15 protein-coding genes are annotated in these 17,447 nt (G+C 76.5%); 8 read left to right on the top strand and 7 right to left on the bottom strand.

The window, feature by feature from the left end:
• Positions 1-37: 37 nt before the first annotated feature.
• The gene (locus WHI96_RS16040; protein ID WP_345646388.1) at positions 38-1,009 is read left to right on the top strand and encodes an o-succinylbenzoate synthase; all 972 of its coding nucleotides are present in this window, start codon (positions 38-40) and stop codon (positions 1,007-1,009) included.
• Here WHI96_RS16040 and WHI96_RS16035 read toward each other — a convergent pair.
• Positions 996-1,607 carry an MSMEG_1061 family FMN-dependent PPOX-type flavoprotein gene (locus tag WHI96_RS16035; RefSeq protein WP_345646391.1) on the bottom strand — a complete coding sequence of 204 codons (612 nt, stop codon included), beginning with the start codon at positions 1,605-1,607 and terminating at the stop codon, positions 996-998. The two genes, WHI96_RS16040 and WHI96_RS16035, sit on opposite strands and share 14 nt — an antisense overlap.
• 74 nt (positions 1,608-1,681) lie before the next feature.
• Here WHI96_RS16035 and WHI96_RS16030 point away from each other — a divergent pair, with 74 nt between their 5' ends.
• From WHI96_RS16030 to WHI96_RS16015, 4 genes are all read left to right on the top strand, one after another.
• On the top strand, positions 1,682-2,635 hold the full coding sequence (locus tag WHI96_RS16030) for an NAD(P)/FAD-dependent oxidoreductase (protein WP_345646394.1): 954 nt from the start codon (positions 1,682-1,684) through the stop codon (positions 2,633-2,635).
• Positions 2,636-2,815: 180 nt separating this feature from the next.
• Positions 2,816-4,303 (top strand): FAD-binding oxidoreductase, encoded by a 1,488-nt coding sequence (locus WHI96_RS16025; protein WP_345646397.1) that lies wholly within the window; start codon positions 2,816-2,818, stop codon positions 4,301-4,303.
• Between the two features lie 61 nt (positions 4,304-4,364).
• Complete coding sequence (locus tag WHI96_RS16020; protein WP_345646400.1) at positions 4,365-5,951, top strand: CYTH and CHAD domain-containing protein; 1,587 nt, start codon at positions 4,365-4,367, stop codon at positions 5,949-5,951.
• Positions 5,952-5,961: 10 nt separating this feature from the next.
• Complete coding sequence (locus WHI96_RS16015; protein ID WP_345646403.1) at positions 5,962-6,996, top strand: PHP domain-containing protein; 1,035 nt, start codon at positions 5,962-5,964, stop codon at positions 6,994-6,996.
• Positions 6,997-7,047: 51 nt separating this feature from the next.
• Here WHI96_RS16015 and WHI96_RS16010 read toward each other — a convergent pair whose 3' ends face one another.
• Positions 7,048-7,449, bottom strand: a complete 402-nt coding sequence (locus WHI96_RS16010) for a cupin domain-containing protein (protein WP_345646406.1) — start codon at positions 7,447-7,449, stop codon at positions 7,048-7,050.
• Between the two features lie 345 nt (positions 7,450-7,794).
• Here WHI96_RS16010 and WHI96_RS16005 point away from each other — a divergent pair, with 345 nt between their 5' ends.
• Positions 7,795-8,946, top strand: a complete 1,152-nt coding sequence (locus tag WHI96_RS16005; RefSeq protein WP_345646409.1) for a glycoside hydrolase family 16 protein — start codon at positions 7,795-7,797, stop codon at positions 8,944-8,946.
• Between the two features lie 3 nt (positions 8,947-8,949).
• On the opposite strand, the gene WHI96_RS16000 is transcribed toward WHI96_RS16005, so the two are convergent.
• Positions 8,950-9,939: a carbohydrate kinase family protein gene (locus WHI96_RS16000; RefSeq protein WP_345646412.1), complete on the bottom strand. Its 990-nt coding sequence runs from the start codon at positions 9,937-9,939 to the stop codon at positions 8,950-8,952.
• Positions 9,940-10,037: 98 nt separating this feature from the next.
• Here WHI96_RS16000 and WHI96_RS15995 point away from each other — a divergent pair, with 98 nt between their 5' ends.
• Entirely contained in the window at positions 10,038-11,039 is a 1,002-nt protein-coding gene (locus WHI96_RS15995; RefSeq protein WP_345646414.1) for a CobW family GTP-binding protein, read from the top strand.
• Positions 11,040-11,102: 63 nt separating this feature from the next.
• Here WHI96_RS15995 and WHI96_RS15990 read toward each other — a convergent pair whose 3' ends face one another.
• The 4 genes from WHI96_RS15990 to WHI96_RS15975 form a co-directional block, all read right to left on the bottom strand.
• Complete coding sequence (locus tag WHI96_RS15990; protein ID WP_345646416.1) at positions 11,103-11,675, bottom strand: hypothetical protein; 573 nt, start codon at positions 11,673-11,675, stop codon at positions 11,103-11,105.
• Between the two features lie 164 nt (positions 11,676-11,839).
• A complete protein-coding gene (locus WHI96_RS15985) occupies positions 11,840-12,835 on the bottom strand; it encodes a small ribosomal subunit Rsm22 family protein (RefSeq protein ID WP_345646418.1) in 996 nt (331 codons plus the stop codon).
• 24 nt (positions 12,836-12,859) lie between these two features.
• A complete protein-coding gene (idi, locus tag WHI96_RS15980) occupies positions 12,860-13,399 on the bottom strand; it encodes an isopentenyl-diphosphate Delta-isomerase (protein WP_345646421.1) in 540 nt (179 codons plus the stop codon).
• A 51-nt stretch (positions 13,400-13,450) separates the two neighbouring features.
• Positions 13,451-14,620: a geranylgeranyl reductase family protein gene (locus WHI96_RS15975; protein WP_345646424.1), complete on the bottom strand. Its 1,170-nt coding sequence runs from the start codon at positions 14,618-14,620 to the stop codon at positions 13,451-13,453.
• 151 nt (positions 14,621-14,771) lie between these two features.
• Here WHI96_RS15975 and WHI96_RS15970 point away from each other — a divergent pair, with 151 nt between their 5' ends.
• Positions 14,772-16,223 carry a DHA2 family efflux MFS transporter permease subunit gene (locus WHI96_RS15970; RefSeq protein WP_345646427.1) on the top strand — a complete coding sequence of 484 codons (1,452 nt, stop codon included), beginning with the start codon at positions 14,772-14,774 and terminating at the stop codon, positions 16,221-16,223.
• The last annotated feature ends 1,224 nt before the right edge of the window (positions 16,224-17,447 follow it).

The raw sequence follows: 17,447 nt of genomic DNA, 5'->3' as shown, positions 1-17,447 counted from the left end.
CCCGCAGTAAGTTACTCGCGGTAGGAAGTGAGCGGGAATGGACGTCTACTCGCTGCCGATGACCACCCGGTTCCGCGGGATCACCGTGCGCGAGGGCCTGCTGCTGTCCGGCCCGGCCGGCTGGGGCGAGTTCTGCCCCTTCCCCGAGTACGACGACCGCGAGGCCGTCGCGTGGCTGGCCGCGGCCCGCGAGGCGGCCGAGGTGGGCTGGCCGGCGCCGGTGCGCGACCGGGTCCCGGTCAACTGCACCGTGCCCGCCGTCGGCCCCGAACACGCGCAGCGGATCGTGCGCGCCTCCGGCTGCACCACCGCGAAGGTCAAGGTCGCCGACGCCGGAGCGCCGTTGTCCGGGGACGTCGAGCGCGTCGCCGCCGTCCGCGACGCGCTCGGCCCCGCCGGGCTGGTCCGGGTGGACGCCAACGCCGCCTGGGACGTCGGGACGGCGGTCGCCGCGATCGGCGAGCTGGACCGGGCCGCCGGGGGACTGGAGTACGTCGAGCAGCCCTGCTGGGAGGTCGAGGACCTCGCCGCCGTCCGCCGGAAGGTGGACGTGCCGATCGCCGCCGACGAGTCGATCCGCCGCGCCGAGGACCCGATGCGGGTGGTGCGGGCCGGGGCGGCCGACGTCGTCGTGCTGAAGGTGTCGCCGCTGGGCGGGGTGCGCCGGGCCCTGCGGATCGCCGAGGAGGTCGGGCTGCCGGTCGTCGTGTCCTCGGCGGTGGAGTCGAGCGTCGGGCTCGCCGCCGGGCTCGCGCTGGCCGGGGCGCTGCCGGAGCTGCACCACGCCTGCGGGCTCGGGACGGTCTCGCTGCTGGCCGCCGACGTCGTCGCCGAGCCGCTGGCCCCGCAGCGGGGCTTCCTGCCCGTGCCGCGGGTCGCGCCCGAGCCGGTGCACCGGGCCGGGGTCGCCGCCGCCCCGGACCGCGCCGCCTGGTGGCTCGACCGGCACGACCGCGTCGCCGCCCTGCTCGACGCGGCCACCGGCGCCGGGCGGCTCAGTACCGGTTGACCCGCCCGTCGCGGCGCAGCGCCGCGTCGATCACCCGCGCCGGGCCGGGCACCCGGTACTGGCCCTTCACCAGCTTCCCGGCGCTGGGCACCGCACCCTTCCCCGGCCAGGTCGCCGTGTCCCACAGCGACGACCGCAGGAACGCCTTCGCGCAGTGCAGGAACAGCTCGTCGACCTCGACGACGATCGCCACCTCGGGTGTGGAGCCCTGCACGGTGAGCCGGTCGGCGAAGTCCGGCCGGTGCACGATCCGGGCCCGCCCGTTGATCCGCACGGTGTCGTTCGACCCCGGCACGACGACGATCATCCCGACCCGGGGGTCGTGCAGGATGTTGCGCATCGAGTCGAGCCTGCGGTTCCCCTTGCGGTCGGCGAAGGCGACCGTGTGCTCGTCGAGCACCAGCAGGCAGCCCGCCGGGTCTCCCCGGGGCGAGACGTCGACGCCGTCCGGCCCGGTCGTCGCGAGCAGGAAGAACGGTGCCGCGGCCAGGAACTCCGCGGTCACCGGGTCGACCCGGTCGCGCGCCTTGTCCCGGATGAACTCGGGCACCTCGCCGATGATCTCCCGGAGCCTGGCCTCGTCGGTCACGTGTTCCATCGCATCCCCCTTGTTCTTAGGTCACCCTAACCGTGAACGTGCTCCCGGGGCGACGCCCGCCTAGGGTCCCGGGCGTGGGTGTGATCGTGATCGGGGCAGGCATCGCCGGGGTGACCTGCGCCGCGGAGCTGGCCGCCCGCGGCGTGGACGTGACGGTGTACGAGCGGGCCCGCGGAACCGGGGGGCGGCTCGCGGTGCACCGCCACGACGGGCGTCCCGCCGACATCGGCGCCGCCTACTTCACCGTCTCCGACGACCGGTTCGACGCCCGCGTCCGCCGCTGGCGCGACGACGGCCTGGTCCGCGGGTGGACCGACACCCTCGCGGTGTTCGACGGCGCCGCCCGGGGCGCGGACAACCCCGGCCCGCTGCGGTTCGCGGCGCCCGCCGGGCTGCGGTCGCTGGTCACCGACACCGCCCGTGACCTCGACGTCCGCACCGGCCGCACGGTCGAGCGGGTCCGCCCCGGCCCGGACGGCCCGACCGTCGACGGCGAGCGCGCCGACGCCGTCGTGCTGGCGATGCCCGACCCGCAGGCCGCCCGGCTGCTCGACCCGGACACCCCCGCGGGCGCCGCGGTCGCCGGGCGGGAGTGGAACCCGGTGCTCGCCCTGACCGCCGGGTTCGCGGCGCGGGACTGGCCGCGGCTGCCCGCGGCGTTCGTCAACGACCACCCCGTGCTGTCCCTCGTGGCCGACGACGGCGACCGTCGCGGCGACGACGCCCCGGTGCTCGTCGCGCACTCCACCGGCGACCTCGCCCGCGCCCACGACGCCGACCCCGCCGGTGCGGTGCCCGCGATGACCGCCGCCGTCCGGGAGCTGCTGGGCATCGCCGCGGAGCCGGACTGGACGCACGTGCACCGCTGGCGCTTCGCCGCCCCCGCCGACGTGCGGGAGCAGACCTTCCACCTCGGCGACGACGGCGTCGCCCTGGCCGGGGACGGCTGGGGCCGGTCCCGGGTGCAGACCGCCTGGCTGTCCGGGCTGGAGCTCGCCGGGGAGCTCGCGGGGCGCCTGGGCCGCTGAGCCCCGGGTACCGCACCCCGTTCGGCGCCGCCCCCGTCGCCGAGATGCAGCTCAGGGCTGTTCCGGCGGTCGGTGGGCAGCCCCTGGGCTGCATGTCGGCGACCGTCGGCGGGTTCCGGCGCCCGGGTGGGCGGGGCCGGGACCTGGCCGGGTGGGCGCAGGCGACCTACCGTCGCGGGTATGCCGGATCGCGTCACCGCCGCCGCCCCCGTCGTCGTCGAGCCCGGGGGACGGCCGTTCGGGGGCTCCACCGCCCCCGTCGAGCTCGACGGCGGCGGCCCGTCCGCGCCCGGGCGCGCGGTGCTCGCCGAGCTGGCCGCCGCGCTCGACCCCGACCGGGTCCTCACCGACCCCGACGTCGTGCGCCCCTACGTCCACGACGAGGCCGAGTGGGCCGAGTACGGCACACCGCTCTGCGTGGTGCGGGCACGGACCACCGCCGACGTCGCCGCGACCGTGCGGGCCTGTGCCGCCCATCGGGTCCCGGTCGTCGCGCGGGGCGCGGGCACCGGGCTGTCCGGCGGGGCGAACGCCGTCGACGGCTGCGTCCTGGTCAGCCTGGAACGGATGACCGCGATCCGGGAGATCTCGGCGGGGGAGCGGCTCGCCGTCGTCGAACCGGGGGTGGTCAACGACGACCTGCGGGCCGCCTGCGCGGAGCAGGGCCTCTGGTACCCGCCGGACCCGGCGTCGGCGCCCTGGTCGACGATCGGCGGCAACGTCGCGACCAACGCGGGCGGGCTGTGCTGCGTCAAGTACGGCGTCACCCGCGACTACGTGCTCGCCCTCGAGGTCGTCACCGCCACCGGGGAGGTCGTGCGGGTCGGGCGGCGCACCGCGAAGGGCGTCGTCGGCTACGACCTCGCCGGGCTGATGGTCGGCTCGGAGGGGACGCTCGGGATCATCACCGAGATCACCGTGAAGCTGCGCCCGGCCCGCCCGGCCGCGCCACGCACCGTCGTCGGGTTCTTCGACTCCCTCGCCGACTGCGGGGCCGCGGTCGCCGCCGTCACCGAGCAGGGCCTGCAGCCCGCGGTGTTCGAGCTGGTCGACCGGGAGTGCCTGGCCGCGGTGAACGCCTGGCGCAACGCGGGCCTGCCGACCGGCGCCGCGGCGCTGCTGATCGCCCAGACCGACCTGCCCGAGCCCGCCGCGCAGGCCGAGGCCGACGCGATCCTGGCGGCGTTCACCGCGCACGGGGCGACCGAGGCGATGGCCTCGACCGACGAGACCGAGTCCGAGGCGCTGTTCGCCGCCCGCCGGATGGCCTACCCGGCGCTGGAGCAGCTCGGGATGGGGATGCTGACCGAGGACGTCTGCGTCCCCCGGCCGCAGATGGCCCGGATGCTCGCCCGGATCGAGGACATCGGCCGTCGCCGCGGGGTCCGGATCGCGACCGTCGCGCACGCCGGCGACGGGAACCTGCACCCGCTGATGCTCACCCCGCACGACGACCCGGACGCCCGGGACCGCACCCGCGCCGCGTTCGACGAGATCATCGGCGCGGCCGTCGAGCTGGGCGGGACGGTCACCGGCGAGCACGGCGTCGGCCTGCTCAAGCGCGACGGGATGGAGCGCGAGCTCGGCCCGGCGGTGCTCGCCCTGCAGCGGGCGGTGAAGGCGGCCCTGGACCCGGACGGCATCCTGAACCCGGGCAAGGCCGTCTGAACCGCCACGCGTCGCCCGGATGGCCGCGCGTGATCGTCCCCGTGCCGGGGAACCCCGGGGGATGAGTACGACCGACCCGGCCCTGGTCCCGTCCGCGCTCGCCCTGACCTTCCGGGGCCCGGCGCACACCGGTGCGCCGCGGTTGTCCGGCGTGGACGGCGTGCACGAGGTGGTGCCGGTGGTGGCGGCCGAGGTCCGCGAGGTCGAACGCCTCGACACCGCCGACCTGCGGCTGTTCGCCGCGGGCATCGAGCTCGTCGTCGAGCACGTGGTGCCCGACCGGGCCTCGGTGGTGCCGCCGGCCTCGGCGTGGGTGCTGCGGCTGCCCGACGCCGGCCCCGGGGACGACCTGCGCGTCCCGCTGTCCGGCAGCGAGGTCGAGGGCGTCGCCGACCGGTCGGTCCCCGCCGGCGTCGACGCCCTCGTCCGCCGGGTCCGCGGCGACGCGCCGCTGGTGCCGGTGGGCCGGGTGCACGTCACCCGCACCGTCAGCAGGCTGCGCGACGACGCCGGGCGCGACCTGGCCACCCTGACCCGCGAGCAGGTCGACGTCGCGACGCTGGGCGGGTCGGCGACCGTCGAGAGCTGGACCGAGGCCGTCGTCGAACCGGGGACGGCCGGGACCGCCCTGCTGCAGCAGCTCGACGACGCCCTGCGCACCACCGGCCTCGTCCGCGCCCCGCGCGGCGGGTACGCCCGGCTCACCGCGCTGCTGGCCGAGGCCGCGCCCACCGACCCGCCGCGGCGGACCGGGCGGAAGGGCAGCGCCGGTGCGCTGCTGCTGCGCTACCTCGGCGACCAGGTCGACGCGCTCGCCGCGCGCGAGCAGGACCTGCGCGCCGACCGGCCCGACGCGGTGCACCAGATGCGCATCGCCGCCCGCCGGATGCGCAGCGCGCTGCGCACCTACGCGAGGCTCCTGGAGGGCCCGCGGGCCGCGCACGTGGTCGCCGAACTGCGCTGGCTGGGCCGGGCGCTGGCCGGCGAGCGCGACGCCGAGGTGCAGGAGGAGCGCCTGAACACCCGGCTGACCGCGCTGGAGCCGGAGCTGCTGCTGGGACCGGTGCAGGCCGCCGTCACCCGGCACTTCGCCCGCACCCGCGCCGAGACCGGGGCGGCGGTGCTCGACGTCGTCGACGGCGAGCGCTACGCCGCGCTGCGGGGCGCGCTGCGCCGGCTGCTCGCCGACCCGCCGCTGGCGCGCCGGGCCCGCAGGCCCGCGGCCGTGGTCCTCCCCGCGATGGTGGGCCGCACGGCCCGCAAGCTGGAGCGGCGGATGGAACGCGCACTGGCCGACCTCGACGCCGGTCGGGTCGCGCCCGACTCGCTGCACGACGCCCGCAAGACCGGCAAGCAGCTCCGCTACGCCACCGAGGTCGTTCGGCCCGGCGTCGGGAAGGACGCGCGGGCGTTCGCGAAGCGGCTCAAGAAGGTCTCCGACGTGCTCGGCGAGCACCAGGACGCGGTCGTGTCCCGGGAGACCCTGCGGACCCTCGGGGCCCGCGCCGGCGCCGAGCAGAACAACGGGTTCACCTTCGGTGTGCTGCACGGCCGGGACACCGCGACGATGCTCGACCTGGAGCGCAGGCTGCCCACGGTGTGGGAGACGGCGTGGACGCGGCGCGCCCGCCGGTGGATGCGCCGCTAGCCTGCGCGGGGTGAGAGACGCCGTCGCCGACCTCCGCCGGATCGCGTTCCTGCTCGAACGCGCCCAGGAGTCGACCTACCGGGTCCGCGCGTTCCGGACCGCGGCCGCCGCGCTGCGTGGCCGCGACGCCGAGGAGCTGGCCCGGCTGCACGCCGCGGGCGGGCTCACCGACCTCACGGGCGTCGGCGAGGTGACCGCGCGCTGCGTGGGGGAGTCCGTCGCCGGGGAGGAACCGGTCTACCTGCGACGGCTGGAGGACGCCGTCGCCCGCGCCGACGCCACCGGGGTGCCCCTGGCCGAGGCGGCGCTGCGGCTGCGCGAGGGCCTGCGGGGGGACTGCCACAGCCACACCGACGCCTCCGACGGCGGCTCCCCGCTCGCCGAGATGGCCGAGACCGCGATCGGGCTGGGCCACGACTACCTCGTCGTCACCGACCACTCGCCGCGCCTGACCGTCGCGAACGGGCTGTCCGCGGACCGGCTGCGCCGCCAGGTCGAGCAGATCGCGCGGCTCAACGAGCGGATCACCGCGTCCGGGTCGGACTTCCGGGTGCTCACCGGCATCGAGGTGGACATCCTCGACGACGGCGCCCTCGACCAGTCCGAGGACCTGCTCGCCTCGCTCGACGTGGTGGTGGCCAGCGTGCACTCGAAGCTGCGGATGCCCCGCGACGAGATGACCGAGCGGATGCTCACCGCCGTCGCGAACCCGCACGTCGACGTGCTCGGGCACTGCACCGGCCGGATGGTCACCGGCCGCCGCAAGCGCCCCGAGTCCGAGTTCGACGCCGACGCCGTCTTCGCCGCCTGCGCGGAGCACGGCGTCGCCGTGGAGGTCAACGCGCGGCCCGAGCGCCTCGACCCGCCGAAGCGGCTGCTGCGCCTGGCCGTCGAGGCCGGGTGCGAGTTCACGATCGACACCGACGCGCACGCCCCCGGGCAGCTCGACTGGCTCGACCACGGCTGCGCCCGCGCCGTCGCCTGCGGGGTGGGCCCCGAGCGGATCCGCAACACCCGCGACCTCGCGGGCCTGCTGCGCCGCTGAGCTGCTGCCGCTGAGCTGCTGCCGCTGACCTGCTGCCGGTGGGCGCCCGGCTCAGCGCAGCTCGAAGTCGGCGACGTCGAAGCCGGGGGAGACGACGCAGCTGACCAGGACCGCCCCGGGCCCCGTCGGCTCCGCCCGCTGCCACACCCCGGCCGGGACCTCCTGCTGCGGGGCGGCGGGCCCGAGGCGCAACCGGGGCCCGGGGACGGGGTCCGGCCCGTCACCACCGAGGACCAGGTCCGCCTCCGGGCCCGAGTGCCGGCACCACAGCTCGGTGGACCGGACGCGGTGCCAGCGGCCGGGGGCGTCGAGGAGGTAGAGGATCGCCGTCGCCGAGGGGCGCGGACCGTACGGGGTCGCGACGACGACCGGTGAGGTCCAGGTCCGCCGGTACCAGCCACCCTCCGGGTGCGGGGCGAGGTCCAGCGCGACGGCGAGGTCGGGGCGTGCCACGCCGCCACTCTGGCAGGCGGACGCGCAGTCCGTCCTCGGATCCCCACCTCGCAGCGCCCCCGGGGGCATCGGCCCCGGGGGCGCGTCGCACCCCTGGTGCGGTCGCCGCACCCGTCGCGGCGGGTGCGGGAGCCCCCGCCGGGGTTCGACACGGTGCCACACCCGCCGCCGCGCACCGGCCGGTCACCCGTCGTCACCGGTGCCCGCAGGAGGGTCACCGTCCGTCCGCGGACGACCGCATCCCACCCGTCCGCGCGCTCCCCGGACGGGTGGTTCGACTGGTGCTCCTCACCCACCGCACGTGAGATGGGACCGCAGGTGACCGAGTGACGGGAGTGATCCACGGTGCGGACCAGGACCAGGACGACGGTGGCGGTGCTCGCCGCGACGCTCGCGCTGTCGGCGGCCACGACGGCCGGTGCGTCGACGGCGTCGGCGGCACCCGCGGGTCCGGCGGCCGCCGTGACCCGGACCGTCGCCGACGACCCGACGCCCCCGCGGGACGACGACGGCGCGGCCGCGACCACCCCGACCGGCCCGGCCGGCGGAGACCCGACCGATCCGGCCGCCGGCACCGCGACGCCGGGACGCGACCCGGCCGGTGGGACCCCGACCGATCCGGCCGACGGCACCGCGACCCCGGGAGGCGACCCGGCCGGCGGGACGGCGAAGGCGGTCCCGGCCGACCCCGCCGCACCCCCGGCGTCGTCGCACTGCACCGAGACCGCGGCGCAGGAGCTCGGCTGGGGCGCCCCCGCCCGCGAGTCCGACTTCGACGGCACCACGGTCCCGCCGGACTGGCACCCCTACGGCCCCGAGCCCGGCCACGACAAGAAGGGCACCCGCACCCCGGAGGCGGTCACCGTCGCCGACGGGGCGATGACCATCTCCGCCGACGTCGACGGCAACACCGGCGCCGTCAGCTGGCACCCCGGCCAGAAGTTCGGTCGCTGGGAGGCCTGCGTGCAGTCGGAGAAGGGCGCGGGCGGGCTGAACGCGCTGCTGCTGCTCTGGCCGGTGGCCGAGGACTTCCCGGTCGGCGGCGAGGTCGACTGGATGGAGATCATGGACGACTCCCGCCAGAAGACCAGTTTCTTCCTGCACTACGGCGAGAACAACGACCAGGACCACGGGTCGGTGAAGCACGACTCGACGCAGTGGTCGGCCTACGCGCTGGAGTGGACCCCGGAGAAGATCACCGCGTACGTGAACGGGAAGGAGTGGTACTCCAACACCGACAGCGACCAGTTCCCGCCGCGCCCGATGAACATGACCATGCAGCTGGACTACTTCGGCAACGCAGGCGGCCCCACCGCGATGCACCTGGACTGGGCCCGGCAGTGGGCCCTGCCGCAGAGCACCCCGGCCACGCTCAGCCTGCCGCCCGGCTCGGCCGCGACCGGGCAGCCGCGCGACTTCCCGGACCGGAAGCCGCGCGAGCTGGACGCCGCCGAGCAGCAGGCGCAGACCGCGATGCTCGCCCGCGAGCAGCGGTGACGGTCAGACCGCGGCGTCGAGCTCCGCGCGGGTGGGCGGGTTCGCGCCGTGCCGCGAGCAGGTGATCGCCGACGCCGCGACGGCCTCGGTCAGCACGGCCTCCAGCGTCGGCCGGTCGATGCGGTAGAGGTCGTCGCGGGCGGTCGCGCCGAGCAGCCCGCGCCGGTGCAGACCGGCGAGCAGCGCCGCGGAGAAGCTGTCCCCGGCCCCGACGGTGTCCACGACCTCGACGGTGCGGCCGGGCAGCACCAGGTGCAGGCCCGACGACGTCCCGGCCAGCACCCCGTCGGCCCCGAGGGTGACCACGACGACCGCCGGACCGAGCTCGAGCCACTCGCCGACGACGTCGCCGGGCACGCGGCCCGGGTGCAGCCAGCCCAGGTCCTCCTCGCTGACCTTCACCACGTCGGCCACGCCGAGCAGCTCGTGCACGCCGGACAGGGTCTCCTCCGGCGTGCCCATCAGCAGCGGCCGGAAGTTCGGGTCGTAGCTCACCGTCGCGGTGTCCACAGCGGAGGCGAGCAGCTCGCGCAGCGCCTCGTGACCGGGCGCGGTGGTCAGCGCCAGCGATCCGGAGTGGACGGCGACGACCGGGCCGGCCGGGCCGTCGTCGAGGGCGCCGGCGAGCTCGTCGTCGGTCCACTGCCAGTCCGCGGTGCCCGCGATCCGGAAGTCGTAGGACGCCTGCCCGTCGGCGGTCAGCTCCACGATCGCCAGCGACGACGGCTCGTCCGCCTCGACCGAGTGCGACAGGTCGACGCCGTTGTCGGCGAGATGGTCGCGCAGCTTGCGCCCGAGCAGGTCGTCGGCGAGCCGGGCCAGCATCCGGGCCGGCACGTCGAGCCGGGACAGCCCGACCGCGACGTTCGCCGGGCTGCCGCCGGGCGCGAGCTCCCAGTACCCGTGCGCGGGGGCGGGGACGATGTCGACGAGGGCTTCTCCGGCGACGGCGATCACTCCGCGTGGCGGGCGTCCGGCGGCTGTGTCGGGCATGGCCGCACTGTAGTGGTCCGATCGGGGTCCACGGACAGGTCCGTGACGGGTCACGACCACGTCACGGTGCGTCGACACGCACGTGGTAGGCATGAGGGATGCCCCGGAAGATCCCGGTCGTGGTGCTGGCCGGATTCCTCGGAGCCGGCAAGACGACGCTGCTGAACCACCTCCTCGCCGCGGGCGGGGACGCGCGGATCGGGGTGGTCGTCAACGACTTCGGGTCGGTCGGCATCGACGCGATGCGCGTGGCCGGTCAGGCCGGCGACGTCGTCGGGCTCGGCAACGGCTGCCTGTGCTGCGAGGTCGGCGAGGGCGGGGTCTCCTCGGTGCTGGAGAAGCTGACCCGCCGCCGCGACGAGATCGACGTCGTCGTCATCGAGGCCAGCGGCATCGCCGAGCCCGGCACGCTGGTCCAGCTCGTGCTCGACGCGCTCGGTCAGCACCTGAGCTTCGGCGGGCTCGTCGAGGTCGTCGACGCCGCGGAGTTCGAGGACTCGCGGCGCCGCCACCCCCAGCTCGACAAGCACGTCGCGATGGCCGACCTCGTCGTCCTGAACAAGATCGACCGGGTGGGGCCGGGGCCGCTGTGGCGGGTCCGGCGGCTGTGCCGCGAGGCGAACCCGCGGGCCCCGATCGTCCCGGTCCGCGACGGCGCGGTGGACCCGGCGCTGCTGTTCGACATCGAGATCGTGCCGGGCCGCCAGCTGATGCTGGGCGAGCGCGTCGACGAGCCGCACGAGCACCACCTGCACACCGGCTACCAGAGTCTGACGTTCCTGTGCGACGAGCCGCTCGACGCCGCCCGCCTGCAGGACCTCCTCGACGCCCGGCCGTCCGGGCTGTACCGGATCAAGGGCTCGGTGCGCTTCGCCGCCGCCCCGGACCGGGAACGCTGGGACCTGCACACCGTCGGCCGGTACGTGCGGTTCCGCCGGACCCGGTGGGACGCCGACGAGCCCCGCCGCACCACGCTGGTCCTGATCGGGACCGGCCTCGACGAGGACGCCCTGCACCGCTCGCTGCAGGCCTGCGTCGCCTCCGGCGACGACCGCCGCGACCCCGCGGCACTCCTCCCCGTGGCCCGCTACGCCGTCTGAGCCCGCCGCGCCCACCCCGTCCGGCTGCTCCGCCGCGTGGAGAGCGCGGGGCGGGGCGGCGGGTCAGACCGAGGTCAGGTCCGGGCCCGTGGCGGGCTCGGCCAGCCGGCCCACGGCCTCGGCGGCCCACGCCTCCCCGCCGGCGACGGCGGTCCACAGCAGGACGCCGAGCGAGCGGGACGGGTCGATCCGGCCCGCCTGCCACGACGGCGTCGCCGCGAGCCGCTCGGCCCGCGCGCACAGCTGCCAGGAGGCGGGGTCGGTCGCGGCGATGTCGCGGGCGAAGCGGGTGTGCCCGCTGCGGGCGCGGTAGGACCGGACCGGGTCGGTGACCGCGTGGATGACCGAGAGCACCCCGATCACCAGCCCCAGCGCGACGGGCAGACAGACGAGGAACGCCAGCGCCGACCAGGACCAGCTGTTCTCACCCACGGTGAGCGCCACCACGGCGGCGGCGACGACGGCGGTGCCGGTCATCGCACCGGCCGGGAGCTTCGTGTAGACGAGGTCGCCCGCGTCGTCGACGACGTAGTCGGTGCCGGCGATCAGGGCCGGGTCGTACACGCGATATCCGGTGCGGGTGCGGACGAGGGTGGGCAGGCGGTCGGCGGGGGCGCCGGCGACGAAGTCGTTCATGGTCGTGCTCGATCTGTGAGAATGCTGCTGCTCGCGGCCCACCTGATGGCCGTCTCGCCCGGTCAGTCGCCCACGATGCCGGTCGGTGTTACAGATTCACAACGTTCTCCGGCGCGTCCGGTCTGTGACGTTCACCTCCCCCGCTTGCGAGCAACCCGGAGGGCTCACACGGGTGGCCAGGCGTCGCCCCACGCGGTGTCACGGGCGTGCCGGAACAGCTCCCTACGACTGCGCGGGACGGGGGTGTCCCGCAGTGTCCCGTCCGCCTCGCAGACACGCAGCGTCACCAGTCCCTTGCGGGTGTGCGGGTGCCGGACCACCCGGCCCGGGGCCCGTCCGACGCTGCCGTCGTCGTCACGCACGGCGACGACGTAGGAGAACTTCTCGTCCTCGTGGCCCAGCGAGCCGGCCTTCAGCACCCGGTGCCGCGAGCTGCGCCCGACGCGCACGGCGAAGTGGCACCAGTCGTCGCCGGTCACCGGGCAGGCGCCGTCGTGCGGGCAGGGCGCGGCGACGGTCAGGCCCGCGGCGAGCAGCCGGGCACGGGCGTCGAGGATGCGCGCGTGCCCGGCCGGCGTCCCCGGCTCGACGAGCACGACCACCCGCGCGACCCGGGCCGAGGCGTCGACGACCGCGTCGCGCACCGGCACCGGCAGCTCCCCGAGCAGGTAGCAGGCGGTCAGCAGGTCGGCCTCCGGCAGCGCCGGGGCGGTGCCGAGCACCGCGGCCTCCCAGCGGGCCCCGCGCAGCAGCGCCGACGGCGCCCCGCCCGCGAGCCTGCGCCCCAGCGCCCGGGCCGGCGCCGCGGCCTCCAGCACCGTGGCCCGCGCCAGCGACGGCCACACCTGCGCCGCGGCCCACACCGCGGCACCGGTCCCGCCGCCGAGGTCGAGCAGCGACACCGGCTCCGGCACCCGCGCGGCGGCCCGCTCCAGCACGTCGACGACCGCCGCGTGCGTCGCGGGCATCCGGTACGCGGCGTAGGCGGCCGCGTCGTCGTCGGTGCGCAGGATCGGCGCGGTGGGCACCGTGCCGCTGCGGTAGTCGCGGATCAGCCGGTCGACCACCGGCGCGAGCCGCGCGGCGGGGACCCGGTCGAGCGCGTCGTCGAGGGCGGCGCCCAGCGCGCCGGACAGGTCGGGGGACAGGTCGGGGACCACCCGCCCATTCCACCAGTCCCGGGCTCAGCCCCGGGCGCCGACCAGCAGCGGGTCGGCCAGCACGTCGAGCAGCGGGGCCTGCATCCGCGCCCACGGCGACAGCCCGGAGTCCGGGTCGTCGGCGGCGGCGCGGAAGCGCGACCAGCTCCACCAGGCCACGTCCTCGACCTCGTCGGGGCGCGGCTCGGGCTCGCCGCTGATCCGGGCGACGAACACCGGGCAGAGCTCGTTCTCCTCGATCCCGTCCTGCGACGCGCGGTAGCTGAAGTCCGGCAGCACCATCCGCAGCTCGGTCGCGCGGATGCCCAGCTCGTCGGCCAGCCTGCGGTGCACCGCGTCGGCCATGTCCTCGCCGGGGGCGGGGTGCCCGCAGCAGGTGTTCGTCCAGACCAGCGGGAAGGCGGTCTTGGTGCGGGCGCGCCGGGTCACCAGCAGCCGTCCGGCGTCGTCGACGCCGTAGCAGGAGAACGCCAGGTGCCGCGGGGTGCTCGCACCGTGCACGGTGGCCTTGTCCGCGACGCCGACCGGGTTGCCGTCGTCGTCCAGCAGCACGACCTGTTCCATGCCGTCCTGTCTACCGGAGCCCGGCGGCCGGGGCCCGTCGGCGGCACCGGCTCACACCCCGGAGCGGGCGGCCGCCCGGCGCCGGACCGCGCCGCCGAGCGCGGCACCCGGCAGGTGCGCGGCGACGACCGCGAGTGCGGCGGGGGAGACCGTGCCGCGCGCCAGCCCCAGCCCGACCGCGCAGTCGAACACCCGCTGGTTCCGGGCGGCGGCGCCGATCGCGGCGTCGAGGAACGCGGGGCGCGCGGCCAGCCGCGCGAGCGCCCCGACGTGGCGGTGGTGGCGGGCGAAGGTCCGCTCCATGGCGGCGCGGTGGGCGGCGCCCGCGTCGTCGCCGCGCAGCGCGCTGCGCCCGGCGAGGATCCCGGAGGCGACGGCGTCGAAGATCCCCTCGCCGGTCAGCGGGTTCACCTTCGCCGCGGCGTCGCCGGCCAGCAGCACCCGGCCGTCGGGCTGGAACCGGGGCGCGGTGGACAGCGGCAGGTGGTGCGCGCGCAGCGTCGCCGGGTCCGGTTCCTGGCCGGGCAGCAGGGCGGCGAGCCGCTCCAGCAGCGACGCCCGGTTCCCGGCGCCGCGCTCGTCGAACACGCCGTAGCCGACGTTCGCGCCGCCGCCCGCGATCGGGAACGACCAGGCGTAGGCGGGGACGGCGCCGCCCGCGTACTCGATCGACAGCGTCCCCGGCTCGGCCGCGACCGGGGCGTACCCGCGGATCGCCACCGCCGTCGACGACGGCGGCACGCCCGGTGCGCCGAGCGCGCGGCGGACCACCGAGTGGGCCCCGTCGGCGCCGATCACGACCCTCGCGACGATGTCGTCGTCGAGCAGCACCCGGTCCCCGTGCGGGACGACGGTGCGGACCCGGTGGCGGTACAGCCGCGCCCCGGCGGCGACGGCCGCGTCGACCAGCGCCGCGTCCAGCTCCAGCCGCGTGACCACCCGGTTCGGCCGGGGCGCGGTGCGGTGCACGGCCCGGCCCCGGGGGGTGCACAGGCGCAGCCGCGGTGCCGCGACGCCGAGGGTCCGGACCCCGGTGGCGCCCAGCTCGTCGAGCAGGTCGAACACCTCGGCCGCGACGCCGTCGCCGCAGGTCTTGTCGCGCGGGAAGGCCGCGGCGTCGAGCAGGAGCACCGACGCCGACGGTCGCAGCCGCAGCACGTTGAGTGCCGCGGCGCAGCCGGCGGGACCGGCCCCGACCACGACGACGTCGTAGGTGGACATGGCGCCATTGTCCCCTCCGCGCCCGGACGGAAACGGCTCGCCACCGCCCGCCCGGCCGTGGTGCACTCGCACACCGCCACCCCGCCGCCCGGCCGCGCCGTGTGCCGGAGCCCCGGGGTGGGCGCGTCCGTCACGTACCGAGGAGCACGCTGTGACCACCGAGCCGGCCGCCGGCCGCGACGCCGAGCGGCTGCCCGCCGGAGCCCTGCTGATCATCTCGCTGCTCGTCGGCTCGGCGTTCGTGATGATCCTGAACGAGACGATCATGAGCGTGGCGCTGCCCGCGCTGATCGCCGACCTGCGGGTCACCCCGGCCACCGCGCAGTGGCTGACCAGCGGGTTCCTGCTGACGATGGCCGTGGTCATCCCGATCACCGGGTACCTGCTGGGGCGGTTCCCGCCGCGGTCGGTCTACCTCGCCTCGATGGGCCTGTTCAGCAGCGGGACCCTGCTGTGCGCGGTCGCGCCGGCGTTCGGGTTCCTGCTGGCCGGGCGGGTCGTGCAGGCCACCGGCACCGCGGTGATGATCCCGCTGCTCATGACGACGATCCTGCGCCTGGTCCCGGCGAGCCGCCGCGGGCAGACGATGGGCACGATCTCGATCGTCATCGCGGTGGCGCCCGCGGTCGGCCCGACGCTGTCCGGGGTGATCCTCTCCGCGCTGGGCTGGCGCTGGATGTTCTGGATCGTGCTGCCGATCGCGCTGGTCGCCCTGGTCGCGGGGGCGCTGCGGCTGCGGGTGGCCGCGGAGACCACGCGGGCCCCGCTCGACGTCGCCTCGGTCCTGATCTCGGCGGTCGCGTTCTCCGGGATCGTCTACGGGCTGTCCGCGATCGGCGAGTCCGCGGCCGGGGGCGCGCACACCGCGGTGCCGCCGTGGGTGCCGCTGGTGCTCGGGGCGGTGGCGCTGGCGGTGTTCGTGCACCGCCAGGTCCGGCTGCAGCGCGGCACCGGCACGGCCCCGCTGCTGGACCTGCGCCCGTTCACGGTCCGCCGGTACTCGCTGTCGCTGGTGCTCGTCGCGACCGGGTTCATGTCGCTGTTCGGCGCGATCATCCTGCTGCCGCTCTACATCCAGGAGGTGCTGGGCGACAGCGCCTTCGTCGCCGGCCTGGTGGTGCTGCCGGGCGGGCTGGTGATGGGGTTGCTGGGCCCGTTCGTCGGCCGTGCCTACGACCGGGTCGGCGCCCGTCCGCTGGTGCTGCCCGGCTCGGTGCTGCTCGCGGTCGTGATGTGGGGGTTCACCACCCTGGCCGCGGCGACGCCGATCTGGCTGGTCGTGGTGCTGCACGTGGGCCTGTCCGCGGCGCTGGCGCTGATGTTCACGCCGCTGATGACCGACGCGCTCGGCTCGCTGCCCGGCGGGCTGTACTCGCACGGCAGCGCCATCCTCACCACGCTGCAGCAGGTCGCGGGCGCGGCGGGGACGGCGCTGTTCATCACCGTCATGACCCTGGCCTCGGCCGGCGCCGGGGTCGACGCGGCCGGGGTGCACGCGGCCTTCCTGGTCGCGGCGGGCGTGTCCCTGGTGACGGTGGTCGTCGCGGTGGCCGCGTCCCGCCTGCCGGCACCCACCACGGCCCCGCAGGACGCCCGGGCCTGACCCCCGCCGCGCGCCGCGGTCCCGACGCCCCGCGGCCGCGACGGCGTACCGGACCCCCGCGACGGCGTACCGGACCGCCGTGGCGCCCCGTGACGTCGCCCGGAACCCGCGCGGGGGGTGCCGCGGCAGGTGGCGGGGTGCCGGCTCCCGCACAGGGGCGGGGTCAGCGGGTGGGGGGCTCGGTGGTGCCGGCGGGGCGGGCACCACCGGCCCGGTCGGTCCGTCGCGGGAGGTCTCGCGCAGCGCGAGCACCGACCCGACCGGGACCAGCGCCGGCACCACGGTCACCGCCGACAGCACCACACACCGGTGGCGACCGCCCCGCCCAGGACGACCGGCCGTCGTCCGACCCGGTCCGACAGCGACCGACAGCCGGCGAACAGGCCGATGCCCGGCAGGGGTGAGCGCGCCCACGACTCCGGGGGCCGCCGGGGTCGGCACCTCCGGCTCCTCGGACCTGCTGCACCACCGCCGTCGCCCGCGGATCTCGATCGCCACCCACGAGTCCGACGTGTACATCGACCCGTCCGGCTGGTCGCCGACGTACGTCCCGCCGCAGCCCGTGCGGGCCCGCGAACAGCATGCTGCGCCGCACGGTGCTGTGCGGGTCGGGCTATCCGGTCCTCACCCCGGACCGGTGGCCCGCGGACCTCGAGGCCCCCGAGACGAGGCCCGAGGTCCGGCCGATGATCCTCGAGGACAAGCGCGGTACGGATGCTCGGACCGGGATGACCGGCGTCGGCCCCGCGGCCGTGTCGGCCGGCGGAGCCGGCGGCCGGGTTGTCCGGACCGGTTCCCGTATGGACTGCCGCGGCCCGCGTCGTTGCAGGTCAGAGCCTTGTGTCGAACCGGTTCCCGACGCTGTTGACACGATCGGGTGATTCGTTTCGCCCGGTTCCGGTGCCCCGGGGCGGGTCGTCCCGGTCCGTGTCGAGTAGCTCAGGTCACTCCCCGTGCCTGATCCCGGGGGCCCGTGGGCCCGATCCCATGATGTGGACCTGTCCGGTGTCGGGTTACTCCGAACGGGTCTGTTTACTGGTTCCCATGCACCTCGTCTCCCGGTTCGCGGTTCGGCGCCACGTCGACCTGCGCCGCCAGGCGAGCGCGCTCTGTTCCGGCGCCTGACCGCGCCCGGCTCCGGGGGCGCGCCCGCGCTCCGCCGCATGCCGTCCCCGTCACGGGGTCCGCAGCCGCGGTACCCACGGGACCGCCCCAGCACACCCC

Origin of the sequence: Pseudonocardia tropica, from assembly GCF_040105315.1 — a bacterium.
In the GTDB taxonomy this organism is placed as follows: Bacteria; Actinomycetota; Actinomycetes; order Mycobacteriales; family Pseudonocardiaceae; genus Pseudonocardia; species Pseudonocardia alni.
Note: the sequence above shows the minus strand (reverse complement) of the source record. Positions and strands in the feature narration are given on the sequence as shown.

What these genes read in the sequence shown, in the direction of transcription:
- WHI96_RS15995 (WP_345646414.1), top strand. Translation starts at nt 10,038, where the DNA reads ATGCCCCGGAAGATCCCGGTCGTGGTGCTGGCCGGATTCCTCGGAGCC.
- WHI96_RS16040 (WP_345646388.1), top strand. Translation starts at nt 38, where the DNA reads ATGGACGTCTACTCGCTGCCGATGACCACCCGGTTCCGCGGGATCACC.
- WHI96_RS16035 (WP_345646391.1), bottom strand. Translation starts at nt 1,607, where the DNA reads ATGGAACACGTGACCGACGAGGCCAGGCTCCGGGAGATCATCGGCGAG.
- WHI96_RS16020 (WP_345646400.1), top strand. Translation starts at nt 4,365, where the DNA reads ATGAGTACGACCGACCCGGCCCTGGTCCCGTCCGCGCTCGCCCTGACC.
- WHI96_RS15975 (WP_345646424.1), bottom strand. Translation starts at nt 14,620, where the DNA reads ATGTCCACCTACGACGTCGTCGTGGTCGGGGCCGGTCCCGCCGGCTGC.
- idi (WP_345646421.1), bottom strand. Translation starts at nt 13,399, where the DNA reads ATGGAACAGGTCGTGCTGCTGGACGACGACGGCAACCCGGTCGGCGTC.
- WHI96_RS15990 (WP_345646416.1), bottom strand. Translation starts at nt 11,675, where the DNA reads ATGAACGACTTCGTCGCCGGCGCCCCCGCCGACCGCCTGCCCACCCTC.
- WHI96_RS16025 (WP_345646397.1), top strand. Translation starts at nt 2,816, where the DNA reads ATGCCGGATCGCGTCACCGCCGCCGCCCCCGTCGTCGTCGAGCCCGGG.
- WHI96_RS16000 (WP_345646412.1), bottom strand. Translation starts at nt 9,939, where the DNA reads ATGCCCGACACAGCCGCCGGACGCCCGCCACGCGGAGTGATCGCCGTC.